The 17,866-nt window shown below is 69.8% G+C and carries 14 protein-coding genes; 7 read left to right on the top strand and 7 right to left on the bottom strand.

What is annotated here, in order from left to right; genetic code table 11:
* Positions 1–19 precede the first annotated feature (19 nt).
* The gene (locus HUA76_RS31960; protein WP_141641909.1) at positions 20–529 is read left to right on the top strand and encodes a hypothetical protein; all 510 of its coding nucleotides are present in this window, start codon (positions 20–22) and stop codon (positions 527–529) included.
* Here the strand turns inward: HUA76_RS31960 and HUA76_RS31955 are convergent.
* Positions 526–2,196, bottom strand: a complete 1,671-nt coding sequence (locus tag HUA76_RS31955) for a GMC family oxidoreductase (RefSeq protein WP_174462948.1) — start codon at positions 2,194–2,196, stop codon at positions 526–528. The two genes, HUA76_RS31960 and HUA76_RS31955, sit on opposite strands and share 4 nt — an antisense overlap.
* Positions 2,193–2,849: a gluconate 2-dehydrogenase subunit 3 family protein gene (locus tag HUA76_RS31950; RefSeq protein WP_174462999.1), complete on the bottom strand. Its 657-nt coding sequence runs from the start codon at positions 2,847–2,849 to the stop codon at positions 2,193–2,195. The genes HUA76_RS31955 and HUA76_RS31950 overlap by 4 nt, the downstream gene beginning before the upstream one ends.
* Positions 2,850–2,981: 132 nt before the next feature.
* Between HUA76_RS31950 and HUA76_RS31945 the strand changes: the two genes are divergently transcribed.
* Positions 2,982–4,346: a hypothetical protein gene (locus HUA76_RS31945; protein WP_174454742.1), complete on the top strand. Its 1,365-nt coding sequence runs from the start codon at positions 2,982–2,984 to the stop codon at positions 4,344–4,346.
* Complete coding sequence (locus HUA76_RS31940) at positions 4,343–4,897, top strand: hypothetical protein (protein WP_141641906.1); 555 nt, start codon at positions 4,343–4,345, stop codon at positions 4,895–4,897. The genes HUA76_RS31945 and HUA76_RS31940 overlap by 4 nt, the downstream gene beginning before the upstream one ends.
* Positions 4,898–4,974: 77 nt before the next feature.
* Here HUA76_RS31940 and HUA76_RS31935 read toward each other — a convergent pair whose 3' ends face one another.
* The gene (locus HUA76_RS31935; protein ID WP_174462998.1) at positions 4,975–5,619 is read right to left on the bottom strand and encodes a DUF3332 domain-containing protein; all 645 of its coding nucleotides are present in this window, start codon (positions 5,617–5,619) and stop codon (positions 4,975–4,977) included.
* 96 nt (positions 5,620–5,715) lie between these two features.
* On the opposite strand from HUA76_RS31935, the gene HUA76_RS31930 reads away from it, so the two are divergent.
* A complete protein-coding gene (locus HUA76_RS31930; protein ID WP_254614610.1) occupies positions 5,716–6,591 on the top strand; it encodes a M15 family metallopeptidase in 876 nt (291 codons plus the stop codon).
* A gap of 3 nt (positions 6,592–6,594) precedes the next feature.
* On the opposite strand, the gene HUA76_RS31925 is transcribed toward HUA76_RS31930, so the two are convergent.
* Positions 6,595–7,959 (bottom strand): sigma 54-interacting transcriptional regulator, encoded by a 1,365-nt coding sequence (locus HUA76_RS31925; RefSeq protein ID WP_174454871.1) that lies wholly within the window; start codon positions 7,957–7,959, stop codon positions 6,595–6,597.
* A gap of 128 nt (positions 7,960–8,087) precedes the next feature.
* Between HUA76_RS31925 and HUA76_RS31920 the strand changes: the two genes are divergently transcribed.
* Positions 8,088–10,778: an amidohydrolase family protein gene (locus HUA76_RS31920; protein ID WP_174462947.1), complete on the top strand. Its 2,691-nt coding sequence runs from the start codon at positions 8,088–8,090 to the stop codon at positions 10,776–10,778.
* Positions 10,779–10,856: 78 nt separating this feature from the next.
* Here the strand turns inward: HUA76_RS31920 and HUA76_RS31915 are convergent, their stop codons facing one another.
* Positions 10,857–12,437 (bottom strand): hypothetical protein, encoded by a 1,581-nt coding sequence (locus tag HUA76_RS31915; RefSeq protein ID WP_254614609.1) that lies wholly within the window; start codon positions 12,435–12,437, stop codon positions 10,857–10,859.
* A 237-nt stretch (positions 12,438–12,674) separates the two neighbouring features.
* Between HUA76_RS31915 and HUA76_RS31910 the strand changes: the two genes are divergently transcribed.
* A complete protein-coding gene (locus HUA76_RS31910; protein ID WP_141649043.1) occupies positions 12,675–13,373 on the top strand; it encodes a bifunctional 2-polyprenyl-6-hydroxyphenol methylase/3-demethylubiquinol 3-O-methyltransferase UbiG in 699 nt (232 codons plus the stop codon).
* Between the two features lie 16 nt (positions 13,374–13,389).
* Here HUA76_RS31910 and HUA76_RS31905 read toward each other — a convergent pair whose 3' ends face one another.
* Positions 13,390–14,082: a response regulator transcription factor gene (locus HUA76_RS31905; protein WP_174462945.1), complete on the bottom strand. Its 693-nt coding sequence runs from the start codon at positions 14,080–14,082 to the stop codon at positions 13,390–13,392.
* A complete protein-coding gene (locus HUA76_RS31900) occupies positions 14,079–15,611 on the bottom strand; it encodes a cell wall metabolism sensor histidine kinase WalK (protein ID WP_141649041.1) in 1,533 nt (510 codons plus the stop codon). The genes HUA76_RS31905 and HUA76_RS31900 overlap by 4 nt, the downstream gene beginning before the upstream one ends.
* Before the next feature lie 259 nt (positions 15,612–15,870).
* On the opposite strand from HUA76_RS31900, the gene HUA76_RS31895 reads away from it, so the two are divergent.
* Positions 15,871–17,865: a c-type cytochrome gene (locus tag HUA76_RS31895; RefSeq protein ID WP_174462944.1), complete on the top strand. Its 1,995-nt coding sequence runs from the start codon at positions 15,871–15,873 to the stop codon at positions 17,863–17,865.
* The last annotated feature ends 1 nt before the right edge of the window (position 17,866 follow it).

Raw genomic sequence — 17,866 nt, 5'->3', positions numbered from 1 at the left:
ACTCCTCGCTAGAGGGTCGATGATGATGAATGTTGTAACAGTGTTCTGTCGTAAGGCCCAGAGCGCCGGTGCATTCCTGCTCATGTTGTTGGTGGTGGGTTGTGGCGACACGCGCGACGACTTCATCGGTCCGCGTGTGAAGGATGCGTGTGATGAGACCTGGCCCGTGTGTGGCAGCGTCGCGGGCTGCATTCTCGGAGCGGAAGGCTATGCGGAGGGTCGCTTCCCTGGTCGCAGCAAGTTCATCGTCCAGGTGCCGGAGGCGTCTCACGTCAAGGTGAGCTTCTACCTGGACGAGGTCACCGCCGCGGGAGAGGAGACGGTGGTCATCTTCCACGAGGAGGGGTGCCGGGCCCGCACGCGTCTGGCGGCGGATGGGCGCGCGGTGCTCGACTCGATGGAGAAGTTCAGCGTCTTCACGAAGGAGGCGGACGTCACCGGAGTGGGCGACCACCTCATCGAGTTCGAGTCCGACATGCAGGCGCGCTACGCCGTGAAGGTCGACGTGACGCCTCTGCGCAATCGCTAACCGCCGGAGGCGACGCCTTGCTTCAACGTTCGAACAAGGTGGCTCGCCACCCGGAAGCTGTTGGCGGCGATGGTCAGCGTGGAGGGCACGCTGCCGCCCGTGGGCATGAAGCTGCCGTCCACGACATAGAGATTGGGCACCTCGTGCGCGCGGCAATTCCTGTCCAGCACGGACGTGGCCGCGTCGTCGCCGAAGCGGCAGGTGCCGTGCTGGAGGATGGTCGTCTCTCCGGCGGTGGTGGTGCGCTTGAGTTCGTCCGGCTCCAGGCGCAGCAGGACTTCTTCACCGCGCTCGACGAGGAAGCGCGTGGCGACCAGGTCCGTGGGGTGTCGCTCCACGGTGATGGCGGCCACGGGGATGCCATGCTTGTCCTTCACCGCGCTCTCCACGCCGACGTAGCTGCCGGGCGTGGGGAGGAACTCTCCGTAGACCTCGAACAGGAGGATGCGCGAGTCCCGGTAGGCCCGCATCCTGTCCTTCAGTTCCTTGCCGAAGACGGCCGAGGAGCCGTTGCCGGCGAGCCCCGTGGCGGCATGGATGGGATTGGGATGCGCCCACATGAAGCCCATGGTGCCGCCCTTGCGGAAGCCGAAACGCTCATCCGGCATCAGGTAGAAGTCCTGGATGCTGCGGTTGACGAAGGGGCCCGGGTCCTTGAGCCACGGGCGCTTCTCGGCCTGCTTCGACAGTCGGAACGTCGCCTGGGACTCGCCGAACGAGCTGAAGATGAGGTTCTTTCCCACCAGCCCGCTGCCGTTGGCCAGGCCGCTCGCGAAGCGGCTGGACGTGGAGTTGAGCAACAGCCGCGCGCTCTCCACCGCCGTGCACGACACGACGATGACCTTGGCGGGCTGCTCCTGGGTGACGCCGTCCGCGTCCAGGTAGATGACGCTGCGCGCGCGCCCCTTCTTGTCCACCTCCACGGTGCGCGCCATGCAACCGGGCCGCACCTGCACGTTGCCGGTGGCCACGGCGGCGGGGATGAGGCTTGCGTTCGTGCCGCTCTTGGCGCCCATCTCACAGCCGTAGCTGCCACACAGCGCGCAGTACGCGCACGGCGCCCGGCCCTTGTAGGGACGGCTGATGATGCCGCGCGCGGTGGGCAGCGAGTGCCAGCCCATCCCCTTGCACACCTTGTCGATTTCCCCCGCCACCGGGTGCACGTCCAGGGGCGGCAGCGGGTACGGCGCGCTGCGCGGCTCGGCGAAGGGGTGGGCCACGGCCTGTCCGGACACGCCCAGCTCCTGCTCGGCCTTGTCGTAGAAGGGCGCCAGGTCCTCGTAGGAGATGGGCCAGTCGGCAATCGTGGTGCCGGCCACCGCGCCCAGCGTGCTGCGCAGCCGGAAGTCCACCGGCTTGAGGCGGTAGAAGAAGCCGCTCATGTGCACGGTGCCGCCGCCCACGCAGTTGGCCGTCCACGCCGCGGAGCTGCGCTCGTACTTGCCCTTGGCGCCCTTGCGCAGCAGGTGCGGCTCCTCCCAGGGCAACGGCATGAAGAAGTTGCGGCGGCTGTTGAGGATTTCGTCGTGGACGAAGTCCTGGGGCCGGTAGTGGGGGCCCTTCTCCAGCACCACGACCTTGAAGCCCGCGCGGCCCAGCTCCAGCGCCATGGGCGCGCCGCCCGCGCCGCTGCCGATGATGCAGATGTCGACTTCGGGCAGGCTCACTTGTGAACCCCGCACTCGCGCAGGCACTTCGGTCCGTCGTAGCCCTCGGGCGGCGCCATGGCGATGGTGCCCACGGCGTCGAACCCCATCAGCCTCCAGCCCACCTTGCCCTTGTTTCCGCCGTAGGACGGGTCACCCAGGAAGCCCTCCAACGTCAGCACGGTGAGCAGCTCCAGGAAGTGCGCCTCGCCGCTCTGGGGCGGACTGTCCTTGAAGAGCGTGAGCAGCTCGTCCTGCTGCGCGGGGGTGATGGCGGAGAAGCCCTTCTGGAACATGCGTTGCGAGCGGCGCTCCAGCGCGGCGAGCCCCTCCAGGAAGTCGTCGCGCATGGGCTTCATCTCGGGTGTCTGGAGGATGCGGTCGATGTAGACAGGCACGTCGGCGTCGAGCGCGCCGGGATCCTCGTCGCGCGGAAGGATGCGCTCGGTGGCGGCGGTGACGACGGCCAGCTCGAACGAGGAGAAGGTGCGATGGTGTTGCCCGTCGGGCGCGGTGCCCAGGGGGCCGGGGTCCGTGGCGGGCTTGGGGGCTTCCTCGGAGGAGCGCTTGCAGGCCAGCGGCCCGAGCAGCACGACGCCGCCGCCCAGGAAGGTCAGCCGCCGGATGAAGGAGCGCCGCGACAGGCGCTGACGAGGGGAACGCGCACGGGGCATAGGTGCGCGAGCGTAACCCAGCGCGAGGCGCTTCGCCGCGTCGGGATGCATGGCTCGCCTGCTTCCTCGGGCGTGGTGGTGACGTAGGATGAAACGACGATGTGCAGGGCCGACAACGCAAGGAGACAGAAGATGAGACGGCATGTCTGGGCACTGGGATTGGCGCTGGCATTGGGATGCGGGAAGGATTCCAATCCGGACAATCCGGACGCGGGGCGCCCGGATGGCGGGCCGGGACCTTCGGATTCACCCTTCACCCGCTTGGAGGTGGACTCGGACCCGAGCGAGTTCAACCCCATCTCCAACATCGCCATGGCCGTCGGTCCCGAGGACCGCATCGGCATGGCGTACTTCGTGAACAACGGGACGATGGCGGGCAGCGTGGTGAACTACGACCTGCGCTACCGCGAGTTCAACGCGGGAGTGCTCGGGCCGGCGGAGAAGATTGTCACCGTGCAGCGCGTGTACGGGGTGTCGATCGCCTTCGGTCCGGATGGACAGCCGGCGGTGGCCTACCTGGGTGGCGGCAGCGACGACTCCACGTTCTGGCTCCAGAGTGATGTGGCGGTGTCCTATCGCTCGTCGGCGGGCGCGTGGACGCAGCGGGTCGTCGGCACGCGCTCCAACGCGGCGGCCATCGGCAACCCGCTGAGCGACGTGGGCTTCCTCATCGGGCTCAACCCGTCCATGGTCTTCTCCGGCGGTCAGGCACTCGTCGCGTATCGCGACGGACACAACGGCAACTTCGGTCGTCAGGACTGGGAGTCGGCGGACCTGGAGCTGGCGAGCGGCGGGCCCGCGAGCTGGACGTTCCGCATGCTGGCCTCGTCGGGCGACACCAAGGCGGGCTACGGCGGCCACATCGGTCTCATCATGGCGGGCGCGCAGCCCGCGGTGGTGCATGACCTGGTGAAGGAAGCCGCGCAGGCGACGGGCGGGGGCATCGTCTTCCAGCGGCGCAACGCGGATGGCGCGGCCTGGACGGCGCCGGTGCTGGTGGCCACGCCGGAGAGCGTGGGCAACACGCAGCTGGGGCCGTCCATCGCGTACGACTCGGTGGCGGGCTTCGGCATCGCCGTGCAGAACCGCGGCTCCTCGCGAGGCGACGTGTTGCAGTACTACGACTGCCCGAGCCCCAGCGCGACGAGCTGCGCGACGACGGGCGAGTGGTCGACGCCGGACCCGGTGTTCGGCCGGGGGACGGGCGGCTGGTATCCGTCGCTCGCGTTCGACGCGGCGAACCACGAGCCGCACATCGCCCACTACGTCTGCTCGTCGGAGACGGGCCGCAACGACACGAGCTGCAACCCGAACGAGGACCAGCTCATCATCAGCGCGCGCATCGCGGGCAACTGGCGTGAGACGTTGGTTGACGCCAACGGCGGCTGGTCCCCGAAGCTGGCGTTCCTCTCCACGGGCAAGCGCGTGGTGCTCTACCGCACGCCGGTGGCGGCGCTCACGAAGAAGGGCGTCCTGAACCTCGCGGTGGAGCAATGAGAAGTGCGGTCCGCGCCCTGGCGGCGCTGACACTGGCGGGAATTGCGTCCGGCGCCGGCATGGTGGCGTGCAGCCGTCCGGACAACTCGCTGTCCGGAAGTGTGTCGGAGCTCTTCCCGCTGGAGGTGTCGCGCGTGGAGATTCTCCGCAACGCGGAGGCGCTCCAGGTGAGCTACTTCCGCAACAACGACCTGGACGTGGACCTGGTGGTGCGGCTCACCGTGTCCACGGAAGGGTTGGACCTGCGGCCGGGCGCGAAAATCAACCTGGCGGGCAACACGCCCTCGGGGTTGGCGCGTGCCACGGTGGTGCACCTCAACGCGGGCGAGCCGTCGCGCGTCTTCGCGCCGGTGGAGAAGGGGGACTTGCAGTTGGAGTCTGGAGGCAACCCGGGCGAGCAGACGCGCGGGGACTTCTCCATGTCCTTCAAGAAGGGCGACGGCTACGGCGCCGGTCGCAGCCTGGAGGGGACCTTCTCCTCGGAGGCGCTGGATGCGGGCTTCGGTCCGGAAGAGGGTGAGCCGCTCGACGGGAGTGTCATCATCCCGTAGCGAAGGCTCGCCATGAGCCAGCGGTGACGCCCGGACGCTCGGGCGTCACCGCGCTCCAGCAGGAGGCTGACTTGGGGCTACGGCGTGGCGCACGTGTTGAGCGCGAGCCCATTCGCCACGGTGGTCCGGGCCACGGTGTGCCGGGCGAGCGCCAGCACTCCACCGTCTTCGTACACGCGCCGAGCGAGCGCCACGGCCTCCGCGCCGTGGACCGTCAGCGTGGCACCCGAGGCGTCCGTCACCGCCACCGCGCCGTCCGCCGCGCCTTCCGCGCGAACGAGCAGCGCGCCCGTGTCGTCGCGCACGGCCATGCCGTTCTCCAGCGGCTCGAAGTAGCGGATGACGGGCTCCTGACCCGCGCGCTCCAGTGCCAGCTTCATGACGCCGCTCTCCGCGTCGCGCGACATGCGCAGCACGTCCGTGGGGCTCAGGCGGACGACGCGCGTGCCGTCGTCGGTGCCGTCCGCGCTCGACACGGGGTTGTTGCCGCTCCAGAACTCGATGCTGTTGATGATGAGCGCGTCGATGAGCGTGCCAATCCCATAGACGGGGACGATGACGAGCACGAGGAACATCAACCACTGCACGAACTTCTCACCGGAGATGTTCTTGTTGAACTGCCAGATTTTCTGCGTGAGCTTGAAACTGCCGAAGCACCCGGTCGCATGCATGGAGATGAAACCGGCGCAGAGCACAGCGAGCCACGGAGACGGACGCTTCATCATGGGCCCTCCTTGGGAGGATGGAAGGACTGCGGAGGCGGACCCACCATGCCACGGTGGATTTCCCCGGCGACACTTCGTTCGCATCCCAGTCCAATGCTCACCACTCGAAAATCCCCCGGGTGCGAGGATGCGCGGGTGACTCCCGTCCACTTCTTCATGAGGGCCTGTGTGCTGTGCCTGCTGTCCCAAGGCGCGCTCGCCGCGACACCGCCCGACGCGGGTCCGCCTGTCGAAGCTCCGCGCGCCGCGCGCGATGCCGCCGGCGCACCTCCAGCCGCGCTGGCCTGTCTGGCGAAGTGGTATCCGGTGCTGACGCCGGTGCGCCTCGACGCGGGCTGGGGCTTCACGCTGCCGGATGGACGTGCCCATCCGTTCGACGACGGCCAGCAGAAGTCGTTCCCTCGAAAGCTGGAGGCCCCGGACCTGGAGGACACGCTCTCCATCGCCTATGTCGCGGGCCCCATCGCTCCGGTGACTCGCGAGGACGAAGACCCCGGGCGCATCCGCTTCGAGCCGCTGTTCGAGGCCATGTACGGCGATGCGAAGGAGAAGGTGGACGTGGTGCCGCTCGTGTTCCTTGGTCAGCGGCTCAAGGTGCACCGCAAGGTGGCGCCCGCGTTCCAGCGCGTCGCCGCGCGGCTGGAGGCGCTGGTGGCGAAGGACGCCTCGCTGAAGCCCTTCCTCCAGGGCGTGGGCGGGACGTTCGTCTGGCGCAACATCGCCCACACGACGCGCCGGAGCGCGCACTCCTACGGCGTCTCCATCGACCTGAACACCGCGCGCTCGCACTACTGGGAATGGCAGCGGCCCCGGCTGCCGGTGCGCTGGCGCAACGCCGTGCCCCAGGCGCTGGTGGACGCCTTCGAGGCGGAGGGCTTCATCTGGGGCGGTCGCTGGTACCACTACGACACGATGCACTTCGAGTACCGGCCGGAGTTGCTCGACGCCGCGTGCGCTCCGGCGCGGTGACGCTCAGTCTCCCTCGCTCTGCACGAGGCCGTACTTGTGCAGCAGGGAGTAGAGGTGCTTGCGGTCCAGCTCGGCATCGCGAGCGGCGCGGGCGATGTTGCCCTTGGCGCGGCCGAGCAGGCGCGTGAGGTACTCGCGCTCGAAGGCGCGGATGAGCTCGTCCTTGCAGACCTTGAAGGGCCCGGTGAACTCGGCGGGGAGGAAGTCGCCCGCGGGGGCGGGGGGCTCGCGGGTGAATTCGCGCAGGAGCGTGTCCCCGGCCAGCTCCGGGATATCCACCATGTGCCGGGCGCGCTCGAGCGCGTTGCGCAGCTCGCGCACGTTGCCCGGCCAGGTGTGCCCGTTGAACTGCTCGCGAATCTTCTCCGGCAGCCGCAGCCACAGCCCCTCGCCGGCGAACGCGTCCACGAGGAGGGGGATGTCCTCCTTGCGGTCTCGCAGGGGCGGCAGGTTGACGGTGAAGACGGAGAGGCGGAAGTAGAGGTCCTCGCGGAAGCGGCCCGCCTGCGTCTCCGACCAGAGGTCCTTCTTGCTGGCCACGACGATGCGCGCGTCGAAGGAGATGGGCGTGGACGCGCCGAGCCTGCGGAACTCGCGGTCCTCAATCGCACGCAAGAGCTTGGGCTGGAGGTCCAGCGCCAGGTCGTCGATTTCGTCGAGGAAGAGGGTGCCGCCGTTGGCGCGCTCCAGGCAGCCGATGCGCTGGCTGACGGCGCCGGTGAAGGCGCCCTTCTCGTGGCCGAACAGCTCGCTCTCGATGAGGGAGTCGGAGACGCTGGCGCAATCAAAGACGACGAGCGGCCCGGGTGCGCGCGGGCTGAGCTTGTGGATGGCCTTGGCGGCGGCGCCCTTGCCGGAGCCCGTCTCGCCGACGAGCAGGAGCGTGGAGTCGGTGGGGGCGATGCGCTGGAGCAGCGCGAAGATCTGCCGCATCGGCAGGCTGCGGCCCACCAGGTCTCCCAGCCGGTCCTCCAGCGTGGGCTCCACCTGGACGGGGGCGAGCTGGGGGCTGAAGCGCAGGCGCACGTCGCCCACTTCGAGCAGGGCGCCGGGGCGCAGGTACGCCTCGCGGATTTGGGCGCCGTCGAGGAAGGTGCCGTTGGTGGAGCCCAGGTCCTGGACGAGGAAGCGGTCGCCCTGGCGGCGCACCACCAGGTGATTGCGGCTCACCGTGGGGTGGTCGATGACGACGTCGTTGTCGGGCGCCTTGCCCACGCGAAGCGCTTCGTTGGCGAGCGGGAAGACGGTGCCGGCACGCTCGGTATCCAACAGGACGAGGTGGAACTGTTGCGCGGAGAGTCGCTCACCCTGTGCCCGTGCATTGATGACCGTGTGCGCGGGGATGGGGGCTGGGGGGAGAGGGGGCATGACCGGGCAGGGATTGTAGACGGCTTCTCGCCGCGAGGTGACTTCCTGTCGGGTGGGGTGGCGCCCGCCCTCCGGCCGACCGGGCATGGTTGGAGCCCCAGCGGAGCGTGATACGACGGGCAACCCCTATGCGCACCCGCTTCCTGCTCCTGATGCTGGCCTCCGCCTGCGCCACTGTCCCGCAGGCTTCCGCCCCCACCACCCCCTCTTTGGCGCCCCCCGCTCCGACACGTGTCTGGAAGCAGCCGCGCGCGGTGGTGGTCCGTCATGCCACGGTGATGCCCGCCACCGGCCCGGCCATCGAGGATGGCGCGGTGGCCTGGGTGGACGGCAAGCTGACGGCGGTGGGGCGTAACGCGGAGGTGACGACACCTTCGGGCGCGGAGGAGGTGGATGGCACCGGCCTCTACGTCACCCCGGGCATCATCGACGCCCACAGCCACCTGGGCGTCTACGCGACGCCGGAGACGTTCTCCACGGGCGATGGCAACGAGGCCACGGCGCCGGTGACGGCCGAGGTCTCCGCCGAACACTCGTTCTGGCCGCAGGACCCGGGGCTGCGGCGCGCGGCGGCGGGTGGAGTCACGGCGCTGCTGGTGCTACCAGGTAGCGCCAACCTGATTGGTGGCCGGGGCTTCCCGGTGAAGCTGCACTTCGGACGGTCGGCGGCGGAAGTCCGCTTCCCGGGCGCGAGGGACGCGCTGAAGATGGCGTGTGGTGAGAACCCCCGGCGCGTCTACGGCGAGGGCCGCAACGTGGCGCCGTCCACCCGCATGGCCAACGTGGCGGGCTACCGGCAGGCGTTCGCCCAGGCCCGCGAGTACATGTCCAAGCTGGAGGAGTGGGCGAAGAAGACGGAGAAGACGCCGGACGACGCGGGCCCCGCGCCGCTGCGCGACTTGAAGCTGGAGACGCTGGCGGAGGTGCTGCGCGGCAACATCCTGGTGCAGAACCACTGCTATCGCGCGGACGAGATGGAGGTGATGCTCCAGGTGGCGGAGGAAGCCGGCTATTCGATTCGGGCCTTCCACCACGCGCTGGAGGCCTACAAGGTCCGCGACAGTCTGGCCGCGAAGGGTGTTGCCGTCGCGACCTGGGCGGACTGGTGGGGCTTCAAGCTGGAGGCGTGGGACGGAATCCCCGAGAACGCCGGGCTGGTGTCGCAGGCGGGGGGCAAGGCCGTCATCCACTCGGACTCGGGCTTTGGCATCCAGCGGCTGAACCAGGAGGCCGGCAAGGCGATGTGGCGGGCGCGGGAGTCCGGCGTCCCCATTCCCGAGGAAGAAGCGCTGCGCTGGGTGACGCTGAACGCCGCGTGGGTGATGGGCGTGGAGGGTGTCACCGGTTCGCTGGAGCCGGGGAAGATGGCGGACGTGGTGCTGTGGAGGAACCACCCGCTGAGCGTCTATGCGAGGGCGCAGCGCGTGTGGGCGGACGGCGTGGTGACGTTCGACGCGGGCGCGGGCGCGGTGGAGGCGAGCGACTTCGAGGTGGGGGAGCTGGCGGCGAGCGCCGCGAAGCTGGTGGCCGCTCCCGCGCCGACGCCGTCCCTGGCCGACCTGGGCCTCGTCGCGCGCTGCGATGTCTCGAAGGAGCGCGCGTGCGCGGAGCTGGTGCCGCAGGGGCAGGAGGCGTGCACGGTGTTCCAGGGCGTGACGGCCTTCACGGGCTCGGCCTGGGTGAAGGGCGCCACGGTGGTGCTGGAGGGCGGCAAAGTGTCGAGCGTGCGCTCGCAGGGCGAGGGCGGCGCGCTCCCCGCGGGTTGCCGGACGGTGGACGGCAAGGGGCGGTTGTTGACGCCGGGCCTGGTGGACCCGCTCACCTCGCTGGGGTTGGTGGAGGTGGGCGCGGAGGTGTCGACGCAGGACGACGGGCTGCGCGGAGACGCGGCGAAGCGGGACGTGCGCGCGGCGCTGGTGTCGGCGGACAGTGTCAATCCGGCCTCGGCGGTGTTCCCGGTGACGCGGTTGGGCGGCGTCACCAGCGCGGTGACGGTGCAGCACGGAGGGCTGGTGGCCGGGCAGAGCGCCTTCGTGGCGACGGACGGCTCGGTGCGCCGCGCTTCGCTGGCGATGCACGTCAACCTGGGCATGGGCGGACGGGATGCCGTATCGGGCTCGCGGGCGCTGGTGCTGGAGCGGCTGCGCGAGGTCTTCTCCGACGCGCGTGAGTACGGCCGCCGCAAGGGTGACTTCGAGCAGCGGCGCATGCGGGACGTGGCGGCGAGCCGGCTGGATTTGGAGGCGCTCCAGCCGGTGCTTGCGGGCACGTTGCCGGTGGTGGTGACGGCGCAGAAGGCGTCGGACATCCGGGCGGCGCTGGCGCTTTCGCGCGAGTACAACCTCAAGCTCGTCATCGCCGGAGGCAGCGAGGCGTGGATGGTGGCGTCGGAGCTGGCCGTGGCGAAGGTGCCGGTGATTCTCCAGCCCACGCAGAACCTGCCCATGGACTTCGACCGGCTCAACAGCCGGCTGGACTCCGCGGCGCTCCTGACCAGCGCGGGTGTGAGGGTGCTGTTCTCCGTGCTGGGCGAGCCCGCGATGGTGCGCACGCTGGCGCAGGAGGCGGGCAACGCGGTGGCCTGGGGCCTGCCGCACACGGATGCGCTGCGCGCGATGACCTCCAGCGTGGCGGATGCGTTCGGACTGCCGGTGGGGAAGCTTTCTCCCGGCGCGGTGGCGGACGTGGTGCTGTGGAACGGCGACCCGCTGGAGTCCGCGTCGCGGCCCGTGGGCATGTGGCTGGCTGGACGGCAGGTGCCGCTCGTCAGCCGTCAGCAGGCCCTGTTCGAGAAGCACCGCGTGCTGCCCGCGAAGTAGCGCGGGCCTGGACGTACGACGGCGGCCGCCCCCAGGTGAGGACGGCCGCCGCGTTCAGGTCCGTGGACCCAGGGGGCGTTAGTTGCCCTCGAAGACGCCGATGGCGCCCGCCACCCACTTCTTCGTGGTGGTGTCCTGGTAGCCCATGAAGCCCACCAGCATCCGCCGGCCATCTCCCGAGGCATCCCCCTGGATGTCGCTGATGCGGGACATGCCGTACTTGCGGCCGAACTCCGTCAGACCGTAGTTGATGATGCTCCCGCCCTTGAGGCGCGACAGACCACCGCCCCACGACGCGCCCACCCAGATGCTGCCGTCGGACGGGTCCAGGCCGATGGCGGACAGGTGCTTGTCCACCAGCCCCGAGCCCGCGCCCATGTGGCCCAGCACGGTGCCATTCGCGTCGATGTGCACCAGGCCGTTGCCGAACGAGCTCAGCCACGCCGTGCCGTCACGCGCCACCACCGCGCCGGAGATGTTGTCAGGCACGCGCTCATTGGGCTTCGAGTACTCGGGCTTGGCGTCCGGCCACAGGTCCAGCTTGTTGCTGCTGTCGTTCTCCGAACCCGTCTGCGAGCGCCAGAAGTTGCCGCCGTTGGTGCCGTAGCGGAAGCGCGTGGTGCGGTCCGAGCCGCCGAACCAGACGTCGCCGCTCGGGTCCACCGCGACGCCGTAGTAGGCGTCCGTCAGCAGAATCACGCCGCCCTGCGCGTTGTACGCGTTGATGTGCGGGTGCACGTGCTCGAAGACGCCGGAGCAGTTGAGCTGGCCGTTGCACATGGGCGCGCCGTCGAACTCCGCGTTGCCGCGCGCGAAGCCGTGGTTGCCGCCGAACCACACGCTCGCCTTGTTGTTGCCCAGCGCGTGCTTGTCGTAGCGGATGCGCAGCACGTTGCAGATCTTCTCGCGCCCTCGGGGCTCGGCCGCCACCACGTTGGGGCCGGAGAAGATGTCGTAGTGCACCACGTCCAGGGTGCCGTCCGAGTTCAGCATCACCTTGTCCGCGTCACCGCTCTTGTAGCGCGACGGGTCCGGGCTCGGCCCGTCCCAGTTGTTCTCGCAGTGCTCGAAGCCCTTGCCCGGCATGCCCTCGTAGCCCACGAAGACGGTGCCCGACTTGCCGCCCGCCACGGAGATGACCTTCAGGTACTTGGCCCCCGGGGGCGTGCTGCCATCCGCCATGAAGCCGTAGGGGCGCAGGCCGTTCTCCATGCCGTAGCGCACGAGCCTCTCCGCGCCGCGCTTGAGCAGGAACAGGCCTTCCTCGCCGCCGGCCACCCAGACGTTGCCGCCCTCGTCGGCCGTCACGCCGTAGACGGTGACGGGGCCGCCCTGGTCCGCGCCGTAGAAGCGCCAGCCCGCCGGCGTCGGCAGCGGCGGAATCTCCACGTCCTGGCGAGGGTCCGTCGGAGTCCCGCCGTCCGTGGGAGTGCCGCCGTCCGTCGGAGTCCCCGAGTCCGGCGTCTCCGTGGGCGTGCCCGAGTCGGGAGGTTCCGTGGGAGTGCCCGAGTCCGGCGTCCCCGCGTCGGGGACTTCCTCCGGCGGGCCCGGGCGTCCAGGCGGAGGGCCCGGGTCATCCATGCCCGGGTTGTCCTGCTCCGAATCGTCGCCGCTCTTGCTGGAGCCGCAGCCCACCACGGTCCACATCGCGCCCGCCATGACGAGCGCTCCTGCCCAGCGCCATCCCCGCGTCATCCGAACTCACCCCACGAAAACCTGGGCCGCCCCGGATGGGCAGCCTTCCGGGGCCTCTGCATCGCAAGGCCGATGCCAGGGTTGGCTGCCGTTCCAAGCGGGGCTCCGTCCGGTCCCGGACAGCCAGTGGGAAGCACAATCCCCAGTCTGGGAAAGTCGCTGTCCCGAAGACCCCCTCATTCGTGCTAGTGCCTTCCGGAAATGGGTGGGAACGACGCACGCGGTCGCACACCGTTGTCCTTGGTGGGGCAGGAGCCGGACCTCCTGTTCTACACACGCCAGGCGACCGAGCACGGTGCGCCCGTGTTGGTATTGGGCGCCGCCAACGGCCGGGTGGTCTGGGCATTGGCCGAGCACGGCTTCACCGCCGTGGGCGTGGACCCCTCGGAGGTGATGATTCGCTCCGCCGAGGAGCGCCGCGCCTCGGAGCCTCCGGAGGTCGCCAGCCGCGCCCGCTTCCTCGTCGCGGACCTGCGCTCCATCCGCCTTCAGGAACACTTCCCACTGGTGCTCGCCCCGCAGCACGCGCTGGGGCTGATGCCGGGCAATGATGACCTGGAGGCGTTCCTCTCCACGGTGCGCCACCACCTCACCCCGGGGGGCACCTTCGTGTACGACGTGCTCAACACGCCCCGCGAGCCGGTGCTGCCGCGCGACGACGAGGAGCCCAACGCGGGCCTGGAGCCGCGCCGGCCCCTGTTCGCCCTCCACCTGCGCGAGCGCAAGCAGCCAGGCGTGCCCAGCCCCATCCGCCGCCTCAAGCTGCGGCACTTCTCTCCGGAGGAACTGGACGCGGCCCTCACCGGCGCGGGCTTCATCCCGCGCGAGCGCTACGGCCGCTTCGACGGCAAGCCCTTCGACCTGGAAGACTCGCGCCACATCGGCGTCGCCGGCCCGTGAGCGCGGGCCGGAGTGCTCACTTCTCGAAGCGGTAGCCCAGGCCCCGCACGGTGACGAAGTGGCGGGGCTCCTCCGGGTTCGGCTCGAACTTGAGGCGCAGCTGGCGCATGAAGTTGTCCACCGTGCGCGCGCTGCCCTCGTAGTGGTAGCCCCACGCGCCGGACAACAGCTCCTCGCGGGTGAAGGTCCGCTCCGGGTGCGCGAGGAAGTGCGCCAGCAGCTTGAACTCCTGCGCCGTCAGCTCCACAAGTGTGCCGGCCTTGGCCACCGTGCGCGCGTTCATGTCCACGCTGACGTCGCCGAACGTCACCGGCGGCGCGGCCCCGAGCGTCGGGTAGCGCCGTCGCAGCACGGCCTTGATTCGCGCCAGCAGCTCCTGGAGCCCGAAGGGCTTCACCACGTAGTCATCCGCGCCCAGGTTGAGGCCCAGAATCTTGTCCGTCTCCATGCCCTTGGCGGACAGCACGACGACGGGGGTGTCCCGGCCGCGCTGGCGCAGCTCCTTGAGCAGCTCGAAGCCGTTGAGCTCCGGCAGCATCAAGTCGAGCACGACGAGGTCCGGGGCCTCGTCCAGCGCGCGCTGGAGCCCCGTGCGCCCGTCCTGGGCCTGGAGCACCTCGTAGCCCTCGAAGCGCAGGTTCATGGACAGGCCGGCGAGGATGGACAGGTCATCCTCCACCACCAGGATGCGGCGGGTCGTCTCGCTCATGCCTTCTGCACCGGCAGGTGGATGGTGAACCGGCTGCCGCGGCCGGGCTCGCTCTTCACGGCGATGCGTCCGCCGTGAGCCTCGATGATACGCCGGGCGATGGCCAGCCCCAGCCCACTTCCCTCCGTCTTCCGGGTCAGCAGATTGTCCACCCGGTAGAAGCGCTCGAAGATGCGCTTGCGTTCCTTCGGAGCGATTCCCACGCCGTTGTCCTCCACCGCCAGGTCCACCCATCGGCCCGAGCGGCGTGCGCTCAGCTCGATGCGACGGTTCGTTGGCCCGCTGTACTTGTAGGCATTCTGGAGCAGGTTGAGCAGCGCTCCCGCGACGGCTTCCTTGTCCACGTCCACGCGCGGCAGCCCCTCGGACACGTCGACCTTCAGGTCCACGCCGCCCTCCAGGCGCTGCGCGCGGAAGGCGGCCACGGCCGTGTCCACCACGTCCATGACGGGCATCGGCTCGCGCTGGTACACCTTGCGACCGCCTTCGATGCGGGACCAGTCCAGCACCCGCTCGATGAAGACGGACAACCGCTCCGTCTCTCGCGTCAGCAGGGTGAGCACCTCCTGCATCTGCGCCGGGTCTTTCAGCCGCCCCAGGGCGAGCGTCTCGATGAACATGCGGATGGAGGTGAGCGGCGTGCGCAGCTCGTGGCTCACCAGCGACACGAAGTCCGTCTTCATGCGCGACAGCCGCGCCTCGCGGTAGAGCACGCGGCCCGTGTAGACGACTCCGAACGTCAGCGTCAGGTAGAACAACCCCAGCAGCACGCCGTACACGGCGCGGTTGCGCGCGGAGGCCCGGGCGACGGGGTCCTCGCCGGTGGGCAGCACCACCAGACGGAAGTCTTGAAGTGGAGGCGACAGCACGCGCTCGGCCAGCACTTGCGGCCCGAGCGCGCTGGCGCGAGCCTGCGCCACCTCCGACACCAGCTTGCCCATCAATCCGCCGCCCTCGCTGCTCTCGCGGGGCACGGGCATCAGCGCGAAGCGCACCGGCTCGCTGGACACCGCGCGGGGCTCCACGCGCTCCGTCAGCAGCAGCTCCAGGGCGCGCACGGACAGGCGCACGCCGCGCACGATGTCGCCCTTGCGCTCGGCCACCACGACGACGGAGCGGCCTCCGGCGGACAGCGAGAAGACGGTGGGTACTTCAGGCAGCGAGCCGACCTCTGGCATGACCGCGCCCAGGGCCTCCATCAGCAGCGGGTCCTCCGTGAAGGTGCGGCCGCCCTCGAGTTGGAAGGTGCCGTCGGGCTCCGACAGGATGCGTCCATCCGGCGCAAGCAACTGGAGCCTGCCGCCTTCCTCCGCGAGCTTCGCGGCGGACAGCTCCTTGGGCAGCTCCTGGGACAGTGACTCCAGCGTGCCCCGCCACGCGGACTCCAGGCGCTTCTCCACCGCGGCGCGCTCATTGATGATGGCCACCACGCCGAAGCCGGACAGGCCCGCGGACGGCAGCACCACCAGGATGATGAGCAGCGCGAAGGTGCGTCGGAAGCTGAGGATGACGGAGGGGGAGCGGGACACGCCCCTCTCCTTTACTCCCACCCGGCGCTACACGCTCGTGGCGTTTCGCCCGGGCGGAGGGGCTCGACTGTTCGCCACCCGCACCCAGGGAGGGGAAGGAATCGACTTCGGAGGCCTTCTGATGCAAGCATGGCCGGCTCGTGGGGGCGGCGAGCGACCAGGGCCGGGCGCCATTTCCCCTCCACGACACGGCGCGGCATTTCCCAGCGATGAGAGCAGTGGGCGGCATTCTCGTCGGGAACCGCGAGGAGGACACTTCATGAGACGGCACGTTCTGGCCGGTGTGGTGGCGGCGCTCGGGCTGATGGCTTGCGAGGACTCGTCGACGGGTGGCGGGTGGAGCAACGCGTCGGGCTCGGTGGCGCTCAGCCGGGATGATGCCTTCCTGTACGTGGTGGACGCGGACACCGGGGTGCTCGCGGTGGTGGAGACCGCGCGTGGGGAGAAGGTGGGCGAGGTGAAGGTGGGGGCGGGCCCGGAGCGCGTGGTGGTGGGGCCGGACGACACCGTCTACGTCTCCAACCGGGCCGAGCGCAGTGTGTCCGTCATCCGCCGGGGTGACTGGAGCGAGGCGGCGCGTGTGGCGGTGGGCGTGGAGCCCATGGGGCTGGCGGTGTCTCCGAAGGGCGACACGCTCTACGTGGTGAACAGCACCGCGCTGGACTCCACCACGTACGGCACGTTGATGGCGGTGGACACGCGCTCGCTGGAGGTCCGCTGGGAGCTGCCGGTGGGCGAGGAGCCGCGCGGCATCGCCCTGGTGGACGATGGGCGACGGGCGCTCGTCAGCCTCTTCCGGCATAGCGATTTGGTGACGGTGGACCTGGCGGACGCGCACCAGCCGCGCATGCAGCGCGAGGGCACGGACCTGTACGCGCGGGCCAACACGGAGGACAGCTTCGCCGACGACGAGCCGTTTCCGTTCCCCTCCACGAGCGTGTCCTTCCGGCCTCGCGGGATGTCGGACGTGGTGGTGTCTCCGGACGGCAAGCACGCCTACTCGCCGACGCTGTGGGCGCGCGAGGATCCGCTCACCGGTTCTGGCTCGAGCCCTGGGGGCGGTGGGTCGCTGTATGGGGGCGGAGGGCCCTGCAACACGGCGGGCGTGGTGGCGCCGGGCATCGTGACGTTCAACACGGAAGACGGCACGCCCCGGGTGGATGACCTGGACCGGTGCCGGCCTCCGCCGCGCGAGGACCCTGACTTCCCTCCGTCCACCATCGTCAGCCCGGAGGCGAGCCATCCCATCCAGGGGCCCGTGGCGGCGGTGGTGGACCCGTCGGGTCTGTGGCTCTTTGTCGTGAACCGCGAGACGGACAACGTGGCCGTCATCCCCACGAATCGTCGCGAGGGCGCGGACCTGGTGAACGTGAAGGGCAGCACGGTGCGGCAGTTGGTGCGAGTGGGCTCGGGGCCCAGCGGCATCGCGCTGACGCGGGACGGGCGCAAGGCGTACGTCTACAACGCGTTCGACCACACGGTGACGACGCTGGTGAACGACGCCTCTGGCAACGTGGCCAACGTGCGCGCGGAGGGAGTGCCCCTGCGAGTGGTGGGAGACGTGCTGTCGCCGCAGCAGGTGGCGGGGCGCAAGCTGTTCTACTCCGCGCTGGATTCGCGCATGACGAGCGCGGGCGTGGCGGCGTCCTGTGCGTCATGCCATCTGGATGGTCGTGACGACGGCCACGTGTGGGGCTTCCCGGATGGGCCGCGCCAGACGCCGAGCCTGGCGGGGCGGAAGGTGACGGAGACGGGGCCGTTCCACTGGAGCGGCGAGTTCCCCACGATGAGGGACTTCCTGGACGCCACGGTGCGTGGGCGCATGGGCGGCACGGCGTTGGATGGGGTGATGGTGGCGCAGTTGTCCGCGTTCATCGACGTGATTCCCACGCCGGACAATCCCTACAAGCGCGTGGCGCTCACCGAGTCGCAGGCGCGTGGCGCGCAGGTGTTCAAGAAGGCGGCGTGTGACAGCTGTCACGCGGGTGCGCACTTCACGAACAACACGCTGGCCGACGTGGGCACCTTCATCACCACGGGCGCGAATCGGGACGACAGCAACGTGGTCGCCAAGGGGCTGAACACGCCGTCGCTGCTGGGGCTCGCGCGCACGGCGCCGTACCTGCACGACGGCAGCGCGCTGTCGCTGAAGGGGCGGCTGATGCAGAACAGCCAGTCCAACAAGCACGGCACCACGGCGAGCCTCACGGAGACGGAGGTCGACGACCTGGTGGACTACCTGCGCACGCTGTGAC

This window comes from Myxococcus sp. CA056 (assembly GCF_013336715.1).
Taxonomy (GTDB): domain Bacteria; phylum Myxococcota; class Myxococcia; order Myxococcales; family Myxococcaceae; genus Myxococcus; species Myxococcus llanfairpwllgwyngyllgogerychwyrndrobwllllantysiliogogogochensis.
This window is presented reverse-complemented; position numbering and strand designations above follow the sequence as displayed.

Excerpts from the sequence above, each read along its gene's own strand:
- HUA76_RS31950 (WP_174462999.1), bottom strand. The coding sequence starts at position 2,849 with ATGCCCCGTGCGCGTTCCCCTCGTCAGCGCCTGTCGCGGCGCTCCTTC.
- HUA76_RS31930 (WP_254614610.1), top strand. The coding sequence starts at position 5,716 with ATGCTCACCACTCGAAAATCCCCCGGGTGCGAGGATGCGCGGGTGACT.
- HUA76_RS31895 (WP_174462944.1), top strand. The coding sequence starts at position 15,871 with ATGAGACGGCACGTTCTGGCCGGTGTGGTGGCGGCGCTCGGGCTGATG.
- HUA76_RS31915 (WP_254614609.1), bottom strand. The coding sequence starts at position 12,437 with ATGGCGGGCGCGATGTGGACCGTGGTGGGCTGCGGCTCCAGCAAGAGC.
- HUA76_RS31925 (WP_174454871.1), bottom strand. The coding sequence starts at position 7,959 with ATGCCCCCTCTCCCCCCAGCCCCCATCCCCGCGCACACGGTCATCAAT.
- HUA76_RS31920 (WP_174462947.1), top strand. The coding sequence starts at position 8,088 with ATGCGCACCCGCTTCCTGCTCCTGATGCTGGCCTCCGCCTGCGCCACT.
- HUA76_RS31940 (WP_141641906.1), top strand. The coding sequence starts at position 4,343 with ATGAGAAGTGCGGTCCGCGCCCTGGCGGCGCTGACACTGGCGGGAATT.
- HUA76_RS31905 (WP_174462945.1), bottom strand. The coding sequence starts at position 14,082 with ATGAGCGAGACGACCCGCCGCATCCTGGTGGTGGAGGATGACCTGTCC.
- HUA76_RS31960 (WP_141641909.1), top strand. The coding sequence starts at position 20 with ATGATGATGAATGTTGTAACAGTGTTCTGTCGTAAGGCCCAGAGCGCC.
- HUA76_RS31910 (WP_141649043.1), top strand. The coding sequence starts at position 12,675 with ATGGGTGGGAACGACGCACGCGGTCGCACACCGTTGTCCTTGGTGGGG.
- HUA76_RS31945 (WP_174454742.1), top strand. The coding sequence starts at position 2,982 with ATGAGACGGCATGTCTGGGCACTGGGATTGGCGCTGGCATTGGGATGC.
- HUA76_RS31935 (WP_174462998.1), bottom strand. The coding sequence starts at position 5,619 with ATGAAGCGTCCGTCTCCGTGGCTCGCTGTGCTCTGCGCCGGTTTCATC.